General features: G+C 62.7%; 9 protein-coding genes. 4 read left to right on the top strand and 5 right to left on the bottom strand.

Features of this window, described 5'->3' with window-relative positions; translation table 11 throughout:
• The first annotated feature begins 418 nt into the window (after positions 1–418).
• Positions 419–805, top strand: a complete 387-nt coding sequence (gene gspG, locus U3648_RS15005; RefSeq protein ID WP_420860048.1) for a type II secretion system major pseudopilin GspG — start codon at positions 419–421, stop codon at positions 803–805.
• A gap of 185 nt (positions 806–990) precedes the next feature.
• Here gspG and U3648_RS15000 read toward each other — a convergent pair whose 3' ends face one another.
• From U3648_RS15000 to U3648_RS14990, 3 genes are all read right to left on the bottom strand, one after another.
• Positions 991–2,085 (bottom strand): flavin monoamine oxidase family protein, encoded by a 1,095-nt coding sequence (locus tag U3648_RS15000; protein WP_420860047.1) that lies wholly within the window; start codon positions 2,083–2,085, stop codon positions 991–993.
• Between the two features lie 63 nt (positions 2,086–2,148).
• Positions 2,149–2,829, bottom strand: coding sequence for a cupin domain-containing protein (locus U3648_RS14995; protein ID WP_420860046.1), 681 nt, complete (start codon positions 2,827–2,829; stop codon positions 2,149–2,151).
• A 147-nt stretch (positions 2,830–2,976) separates the two neighbouring features.
• The gene (locus tag U3648_RS14990; RefSeq protein ID WP_420860045.1) at positions 2,977–3,696 is read right to left on the bottom strand and encodes a type 1 glutamine amidotransferase domain-containing protein; all 720 of its coding nucleotides are present in this window, start codon (positions 3,694–3,696) and stop codon (positions 2,977–2,979) included.
• Positions 3,697–3,811: 115 nt separating this feature from the next.
• Between U3648_RS14990 and U3648_RS14985 the strand changes: the two genes are divergently transcribed.
• From U3648_RS14985 to U3648_RS14975, 3 genes are all read left to right on the top strand, one after another.
• Positions 3,812–4,351: a TetR/AcrR family transcriptional regulator gene (locus U3648_RS14985; protein ID WP_420860044.1), complete on the top strand. Its 540-nt coding sequence runs from the start codon at positions 3,812–3,814 to the stop codon at positions 4,349–4,351.
• A gap of 205 nt (positions 4,352–4,556) precedes the next feature.
• Positions 4,557–5,048 (top strand): hypothetical protein, encoded by a 492-nt coding sequence (locus tag U3648_RS14980; RefSeq protein ID WP_420860043.1) that lies wholly within the window; start codon positions 4,557–4,559, stop codon positions 5,046–5,048.
• Positions 5,049–5,205: 157 nt separating this feature from the next.
• Positions 5,206–5,979, top strand: coding sequence for a hypothetical protein (locus tag U3648_RS14975; protein WP_420860042.1), 774 nt, complete (start codon positions 5,206–5,208; stop codon positions 5,977–5,979).
• On the opposite strand, the gene U3648_RS14970 is transcribed toward U3648_RS14975, so the two are convergent.
• Positions 5,980–6,621, bottom strand: coding sequence for a response regulator (locus tag U3648_RS14970; protein WP_420860041.1), 642 nt, complete (start codon positions 6,619–6,621; stop codon positions 5,980–5,982).
• Entirely contained in the window at positions 6,618–7,937 is a 1,320-nt protein-coding gene (locus U3648_RS14965) for a sensor histidine kinase (RefSeq protein ID WP_420860040.1), read from the bottom strand. Before U3648_RS14965 ends, U3648_RS14970 begins: the two co-directional genes overlap by 4 nt.
• Between the last annotated feature and the right edge of the window lie 231 nt (positions 7,938–8,168).

Genomic DNA, 8,168 nt, shown 5'->3' with positions numbered 1-8,168 from the left:
AAGCATCGTTCCGATGGACCAGAGGCCCACGATGCACTAACAATCAAACCGGACCACCCGATGGGGGCACGCCAGGATTTCTATTTCGGTCGCACCGTATTGCTGCCGATGCGGGGGCAGCCCCAGACCAGGGTTGTTTCAGAGACGTTTGGCGATCCGAATTGCTTCGCAAAGTAGCAGGAGCCGGACCTTCGATAGTGAGGATCGATCGGTGACAGAGAAATCAAATGAGTTTTCTGGCAACAAGACGCTTAAGCGAGTTGAAGGGCTTTCTGAATTATCAGCTAGTGGTCAAAATCGTGAAATCGATTGCTCGGATCGGATACCTAGCGACCAAGAGATGTTAGGCTGTCCGGATTCGGGGCAACATGGCGGCGGGTCTCCCAGACTGCCTCCCCACCCCCACCCCCTCTCCGGCGTGACTCTCCTCGAGGTCCTCGTTGTCCTTGCCATCATCGCGATGATCGCGGCGCTGGCGGCTCCGCGCCTGTTGGACAGCTTCGGCCGGGCCAAATCGCAGGCGGCCGAGGTGCAGCTGTCGACCCTGAAGGGGGCGGTGCAGCTTTATGACCTCGACACAGGACAACTGCCATCGCAGGGTGAGGGGCTGGGCGCGCTGGCCACGGCCCCGGGCGGGGTGAGTGGCTGGAAGGGCCCCTATGCCGATGCGGCGCAGCTTCTCGACCCCTGGGGCCGCCCCTGGACCTACCGCCAACCGGGCGAGGGCGCGCCCTTCACACTCGGCACGCTGGGCCGCGACGGTCAGCTCGGCGGCAGCGGCGAGGACACGGATATCACGCTCTGACGTGAGGCAAGCTACCTCCACCGCGATCAGCTGGCCTCGGTGCAGGTGATCTCCAATGCGGCGGGCCAGCGCGCCACCCGGCAGCAGGACCGGCCCGTCGGGTTGACGCCTCTGTACAAATGGACGCTCCCACTCCGGGCGTTGTCGGACGGGGCAGAGTGTGCGTCGCCTTGCCGTTCCATCGTTCAGCGCGCCCTGACGGATGTCACATTTGCCCCTGACAGGATTGCGGCCATGTATTCCGCGGCTTCGAGGGCACCTTCGAGAAAGCCACCGAAGACCGGGGCGGATTCGGTCGATGCAAAATGGATGCCTCGGTCTGCAAGCGCCCGAATGCTGGCCGGTAGCCCATAGGCCGGGTGATGACCGGCAGGGCGACGATCAGCGGCGCGGGCGATTTCAGGCACGGTCGCCCAGTCTTGCAGGATCAGGTCGCGCGGATTCGCCATTTCAGGGCCGAACAGGGCCACAAGCTGATCACGTGCCACCTGCAAGATCTTGTCCGCATGGAGGGTCCGGGCGTCGGCGGGAACGCCGATGAACCCGAAGAGGGCATATGGCCCGCCCGCCATCGGGGAGGCATCATGGATTTCGACCATCGGGCCACGGCGGCTCATGGCATCGCCCGACAGGCCCGCGTTGCGCCAATGTGGCGTGTCATAGACGGCAAGGATCTTGGCCTGACCGGCCATCCAGGTGGGGACGTTCCAAAGTGACTGGAGTTGCGCCGGGGCCAGCGCCGGTTCGAATGTCACGGTTTCGGCGGCGACACGTGGCGGAATGGCCAAAACAACCCGCCGCGCCTGCACGGTGACAGCTGTGCCCTTATGTTGCACATGCGCGGTGATGCCGCCCTGTGCGTGCGCTACCTTTTCGACGCTTGCATTTGTCACTATCCGATGGTGGTCCAATCCCCCCGACAGCGCGTCGATGATAGACCCCATGCCACCGGCCAGCCGGTACGAGCCCTGCATCGAAGCATAGCCCCGCCCGCGTTGCACCGCGCCGGTCTGGTCCTGATACATCAGGTCGCCGGACGAATACTGGTCGAACACGGCAATGTTGAACCGGCGTGCAAGGGCGGCCATACGCGGCTGACCGGGCCAGAACCACGCCGGGCCGAGGTCGAACCGCCCATCCCCGACAGCGCGGGTCAGGATGCGGCCCCCAAGCCTGTCCTGCGCTTCGACCAGAAGAAACTCGGCCCCGGCACCTGCGAGATGGTCGGCCAGGGCAAGGCCGGAAAGCCCGCCGCCGATGATCAGAGTATCGGTTTGCATCAATGTGCCCCTTGATAAGGTTACGGTCAGGTCTTGCCTTTCCGGGCCTGTTGCGCAGTTGATCTACGGTTGAACCGTGGGGGCAGAGGGCGTTTCGGCCAGATGCCCGGATTTCACCCAAAGCCGTGCGCCATCCGGGCCCGCGACGGCGTGCACCGGCATCGCCGGGGGCAGTCGCAGCCAGGAATTCTTGACAAAGGTTTCACTCCCTTCGGTGAAGCTGCCTTCGATCACCAGGGCCTCGAACCCGCTGTGACCTTCGACCGCGACGGTCGCGCCTGCCGCCCAGACCTCGATCCGGACACGTTCCCGCGTATCTTCGAACAGCGGGATTTCCGATACGCCGTCACGAACTGGCAGGGGCGTAAGCGCGGTCGTGTCGATGGTGACCTGCTGGCGGTCGTCCAGATCAAACTGCCAAAGCTTTACGAGGATTGTCGCACCATCCGCCGCGCTCGGGGTGTGCGAGGACGTTGGCGGGTTGCGCACATAGGTGCCTACCGGGAAATCGCCGTGTTCGTCCTGAAACACCCCCTCCAGCACAAGGAATTCTTCGCCGCCGGTGTGCGTGTGGGCGGAAAAGCTGCTTCCGGGTGCATAGCGGACGATGGTGGTCGCCCGCGCGACCTCCTCTCCGATCCGGTCCAGCATCCGGCGATCCACGCCTTTCATGGGCGATGCCACCCATGGTTCCTGTTCCGAATGCACAACGGCGCGTTCGTCGAAATTCGCGTTGATTTCCATTTTCGTGTCCTCCCCAAGGGGTTGAATGTGCTGGCACCAGTCTGACTGTCGGGACGATTGGGGAGATAGCCCCGAACGTGGTTCCTGACAGGAAGTTGATCCGGCGCCGACGCCGTGGGGCAGCGGTTGCCGCCCCACGACATCGTTTCATTCTGCCGCGATGGCCAGATCGGTCAGGCGACCACGCAGCGCCTCTGCCAACGGCGGTGCAGAGGCGGGGCTTTGGCCGGTCATCAAAGCGCCGTCTTCGATAACGTTGGCTTCCCAGTTGGCCTTGCTGACGTAGTTTGCGCCGCGGCCCTTCAGTTCGTCTTCCAGCGAGAACAGCAGGTGATGCAGCAGCTCGATTTCCGTGTCTTCATCATTCTTGAACCCGGTCAGCGACAGGCCCTTCACCAGATAGTCGCCGTTCGACAGCTTGACGTCCCGAAGGATGGCAGGCGCGTGACAGACCATGGCGACCGGGCGGTCGGATTCGTAGAAATCGCGGATCATCTTGATCACATGGCTGTCCGAGGCCAGATCCCAGAGTAGGCCATAGCCGCCAGGCACAAACAGTGCATCGAACGTGCCATAGTCGATTTCGCGCAGCTTGCGGGTGTTCTGGACGGCGAACATCGCTACCGGATCGTTGAAGAAACGGTCGGTGTTTTCGGTGGTGAAGGGCGCCTTCATCGACAGAAGGTCGATCGGCGCGTTTCCACCCTTGGGCGAGGCAAAGACCACCTCGAAGCCCGCTTCGGTCAAGGTGTAGTAGGGCGTTGCGACTTCTTCGAACCAGGTGCCCGTCTGCTTGCCCGAGATGCCCATCTCGTCAATCGACGACATCACCAGAAGGACGCGCTTCTGCTTGTTACCGGTTTCCATGTCATTTTTCCTTTCGCTGTAGAATCTATCTAGTGATAGATAGGGATTTGGTAGCCATTGCAATTCGGCGCGTCAACAGCTATCTATCAATTGGTAGGCAAAGGAATGTAGGTCCATGACAATGAAGGAAAAAATTCTTGATGCGGCCGAGAGGCGGGTGCGTGGCGCGGGCTTTGCCGCGATGAGTTTCCGGGAACTTGCGACCGACGTGGGAATCAAGAGCGCCAGCGTGCACTACCACTTTCCCACCAAACCCGACCTGGGCGAGGCGCTGGTTGCGCGTTACGCTGAACAGTTCAAAGAGAAGCTCGACCAAATCGACACAAGTGACCTAGGTGCGGCGCTGCGCAGTTACGTCGCGCTTTATTCCGGCGCGCTGGTCCTGAACGAGACCATCTGCCTGTGTGCGGTGATGGGGGCAGAATCCATCGGCCTGCCCGAGAACGTCAACCAAAGGACCCGCGCATTCTTTGAGATGAACAGGTTATGGCTTTCGGCGCTGTTGGCGGATCACAGCGTCGACAGTCCGGAGGCAAATGCGGGCCTGATCGTTGCTGCCCTTGAGGGGGGGATGATCATCGCCTCGACATCGAACGATCGCGCCCTTTTCGAACAAATCGCCGAAGCCGCCATTGGCCGGATGATCGCCCGCTAGGGTTATTGACCTTCGGTTGGTTTGAAGGAATTGCGCGCACTCCGGGCACTTCAGATTCCTCAGACGTAGACGGCTATCCCGATTTCGGACCAAGGTCCAAGTCAGGAGCGCCAAAGGGCCAAGAACTAGGCCGCCCTTCCGCTGTGCCCCAGTCGGGGTAAAGCGGCCAGATTGTGGACATCAACCCAATCAAGGAGTTCTTTCGATGTCCCTTCAGAAAACAACCTTTACGGCCCTGTCCGCCGCGGCCCTGTGCCTGTCGGGCCTTGCCCTTCCGCTGCCCGCAATGGCGACCGGCATCGCAATGCCGGGCGTGTCCGTTGAAATCGAAACCACCGACATGCTGGTCGAGGTTCGTCAGGGCCGGTCTGGCACCGGTGTGCGTGGCCGGGATCGCGACCGGGATAGCAGTGGTTCGGGCCGTGGGCGCGGTCGGGGCAGGGGCGGTGACGATGGGTCCGGCTCGGGCCGTGATCGCCCGCGCATTCCGGGTGGGTCCGGGTGCGACGATCCTGAAGACTTGCTGGAACATCCCGAATGTCTGGTTCCCGGCGATGGTTCGACCGGCGGCGGTGATGATGGTGCATCGGGCGTTCCGGACCCGTCCGGTTCGGGCCGCGATCGTCCGCGTATTCCGGGCGGTTCGGGCTGTGACGATCCCGAGGATCTTCTGGAACACCCCGAGTGTCTTCTTTGACCCAATAGCGCCCGGGGCTGACATCCCGCCCCGGGCGTTGGCAGCCGGCTACTTCCCCATTCCACCGGTGGCCTTTCGCGGGTCGATTGTCGGACCATGGTCCGGTGCGATCGACCCGCGAATCCTTTAGGATTTCCCGATGATACCTTGGCCCAATATGAACACTGGATCGGCGCCCTGGCTGCGTCCGGCCCTGCTTGGGCTGTGTCTTGCGATCTCTCCGGTCCATCTGGTTGTCGGCCCAGCCGGTTTGTCCCTTGCCGTCGCTGCCGCCCAGGCGGCGACACCGGTCAAGGGCACACTCCTGTATGCAAAGGATGGCGTCGACGACGACGATGGCGACGACGATGACAGCGGCCGCGGGCGCGGGCGGGGGCGGGGGCGCGGCGGTGACGACGACCGGGACGACGATGACCTAGACGACGACGACCTGGACGACGGCGATGACGACATGCCTACGACGACCGCAGGGCAGGGCGACCCGGTTCCGGGCAGCGATGAACAAACGAACCGGCAGGGGTCGTCGGATGTTATCCGGGTCGAGGTTCTGTCAAACGGGGTGATCGTGCATTTCAGCGACGGCAGCCGGGAACAGATTATCGATGGCGTCTATTCCCGCATTCGCCCGAACGGATCGGTTCAGCAAAGCCACCGGGCCAGCGGTGCCGACATCGTTCGGATCAGGCTACTGGCGTCCGGGCAGGGCGTCCGTTCAACCACTGCCACTGTTGCCGCCAACGACACCGCACCGGCCCATCCGATCCGCATCAGATTGGGCCGCCGATCTGTCAGCGTCGATTATTCTAACGGTTGGACCGAAGTTGTCGAAGACGGGCAATATCGGATGGTCGACCGCTACGGGAACACGATCCTGTCTCGACCGGCATCGCAGGGCGATTTCGACCGGCTTCGCGCCCTCGCCGGGCGCTGATTACACCTGATCCCGCCATGCCTCGTGGGCGATGATTGCCGCCTCGACCCGGTTACGCGCGTGCAGCTTTGACAGGATTTCGGTCATGTAGTGTTTGACGGTCTTTTCCTGCAGCTTCAGTTCAGTCGCGATTTCCCGGTTTGACAGCCCCCGCGCAACACGACGCAGGATGTCTTCCTCGCGTTTGCTAAGGGTGTCGATGGGGTTGGGTTCGGCCGACTTGGCGGCCTGCATGAGTTTCAGAACCTGCGCGGCCAGAGATGGGGTGATATGAGCCTCGCCCGAGGCGACGCGCTTGAGGATGCGGCGCAATTCGTCTGCCGAAACCCCTTTCAGAAGATACCCGGCGACACCCGCGTTCAGGGCCTCCATAACGTCGCCGTCTTCTTCTGAGACGGTCAGCATCGCGACATGCTTTGCCGTGCCTGCTCGCACGATGGTCTTTGCCGCGCTGATACCTCCGCCGGGCATGGACAGGTCCAACAGGGCAAGATCGGGGCGGTGTTCCTCTGCCAGCCGGATCGCGTCGGCGGCGGTTTCCCCGACGCCGGCCACCTCGAATTCGCCGGTTTCCTCGATACTGGCGACCAGCCCGTCGCGAAAGATCGGATGGTCGTCGGCAAGGATCACCTTGATGGTCATTGGAATTCCTCCTCGCTGAGGGTCAGCGTTATGGTTGCGCCCTTGCCGGGCGTGCTTTGGATCGTGATCGCGCCGCCGATACTTTCGGCCCGGTCCACAAGGCCTAACAGGCCCTGTCCGCCGTCGCTGCGCAGCTTCACATCCTGATCAGGGGTGAACCCGGCGCCATCGTCGCGGACCGAGATAGTCGCCGTTCCCTTGTCCCAGATCACCTTGACCTCGGCCCGGTCGCTGCCGGAATGGCGGGTTGCATTAGCCAGTGTTTCCTGAAGGAACCGATAGACGCATAGCTTGCGGGCATAGTCGAACCGGTCTCCCACCGGCGGCTTGCCGATCAGGTCGACGGTGGTGCCGGTCCGTTTCCGATGTTCCTGCACCGCCCGTTCGATCGCGGTCGCAAGGTCGATCTGATCAAGGTCGGGCAGGGTCAGCCCCCGCGAAATGGCCCTGATCTCCTCCATCGATGTTTCAAGCGCGCTTCGGACCGCCTGTGCCTCTTCGGTCTTCCTCGTGTCGCCGGTCAGCAGGGAATCGAGCCGCAGGGCCGCAAGCGCCAGATGCTGGGCCGGGCCATCATGCAGGTCGCCCCCGACCTGCCGCACCCAGCGTTCGGTTTGTGCCACCGCGCGGGACGACGCGGACACGACCCGCTGCCGCAGGGCCGCGTTCTGCGCCGAGACGCGCTGGGTTTCGGCCAGTTGACGTTCCAGCATCTGCCGTTGCCGTGTGATGGTCCGGCCTCCGGCCACCACGATCCCGAACAGGGCCAATCCACTGGCAAGAAAGGCCGACCCGACCACAAGCCAACTGCGCAACCGGGCATCCGCCAATTCGACCTTCAGCGCCGAGCCGTTCTGGTAGAACTCAACGACCGCGACGACTTCGCCGGTGAAATAGGCGTGAACGGGCGAATAGACCTCAAGCAGAGGAATCCCGAGCTCTGCCTCGCGCGCGTCTTCGTCATCACCGTGGTCTTCGTAGGACGCGGCCACGGTTCCGGTCCATGCAAGCTGTAGGTCCTCGGATTCTTCGAACACTTGCCCGACGATTTCGGGGTCCGAGGCCATGACGACCTCTCCGCCCTGGCGCCAGATCTTGTAGGACACGACATTTTCGGCCACGGCAGGGGAGGAGAACAGCTCGGACAGGGCCTGTTGCGCCGGGGGGGACAAAGGTTGGGACGTGGCGAATTCATCGGCCAGTGGTGCCACAAAGGTTTCCACGTAGTCGGCCGCCGAGGTCGCGCTGCTTTGCACCACGCCCTGTTCCACGCGCGATGACACCCAAAGGCCGACAAGCGTAGCGGCCACGGCCATGACGACCGTTCCCGCCAGCACGAATTGCACTGGCAAGCTCAGTCGATTCCACCGGGACACAATCGGCCGTGCACTTGTCATGGGGCGACACTAGCAATCTGCCGGGGCATTGCCACGGACTTTGGTCGGATCGCCCGCCGACAATTGGCGGTATTGCCGGTCCGCATCTCCTATAGCGACAAAACCGTTTGCCGGATTCCTTCACGAGAACCTTGGTCAGCCCTCGAAAAT

This window comes from Marivivens marinus (assembly GCF_035969385.1).
Taxonomy (GTDB): Bacteria; Pseudomonadota; Alphaproteobacteria; order Rhodobacterales; family Rhodobacteraceae; genus SELP01.
This window is presented reverse-complemented; position numbering and strand designations above follow the sequence as displayed.

Bases quoted from the DNA above. Each gene is read 5' to 3' on its own strand.
- U3648_RS15000 (WP_420860047.1), bottom strand. From the start codon at position 2,085: ATGCAAACCGATACTCTGATCATCGGCGGCGGGCTTTCCGGCCTTGCC.
- U3648_RS14995 (WP_420860046.1), bottom strand. From the start codon at position 2,829: ATGGAAATCAACGCGAATTTCGACGAACGCGCCGTTGTGCATTCGGAA.
- U3648_RS14990 (WP_420860045.1), bottom strand. From the start codon at position 3,696: ATGGAAACCGGTAACAAGCAGAAGCGCGTCCTTCTGGTGATGTCGTCG.
- U3648_RS14985 (WP_420860044.1), top strand. From the start codon at position 3,812: ATGACAATGAAGGAAAAAATTCTTGATGCGGCCGAGAGGCGGGTGCGT.
- U3648_RS14980 (WP_420860043.1), top strand. From the start codon at position 4,557: ATGTCCCTTCAGAAAACAACCTTTACGGCCCTGTCCGCCGCGGCCCTG.
- U3648_RS14975 (WP_420860042.1), top strand. From the start codon at position 5,206: ATGAACACTGGATCGGCGCCCTGGCTGCGTCCGGCCCTGCTTGGGCTG.
- U3648_RS14970 (WP_420860041.1), bottom strand. From the start codon at position 6,621: ATGACCATCAAGGTGATCCTTGCCGACGACCATCCGATCTTTCGCGAC.
- U3648_RS14965 (WP_420860040.1), bottom strand. From the start codon at position 7,937: ATGGCCGTGGCCGCTACGCTTGTCGGCCTTTGGGTGTCATCGCGCGTG.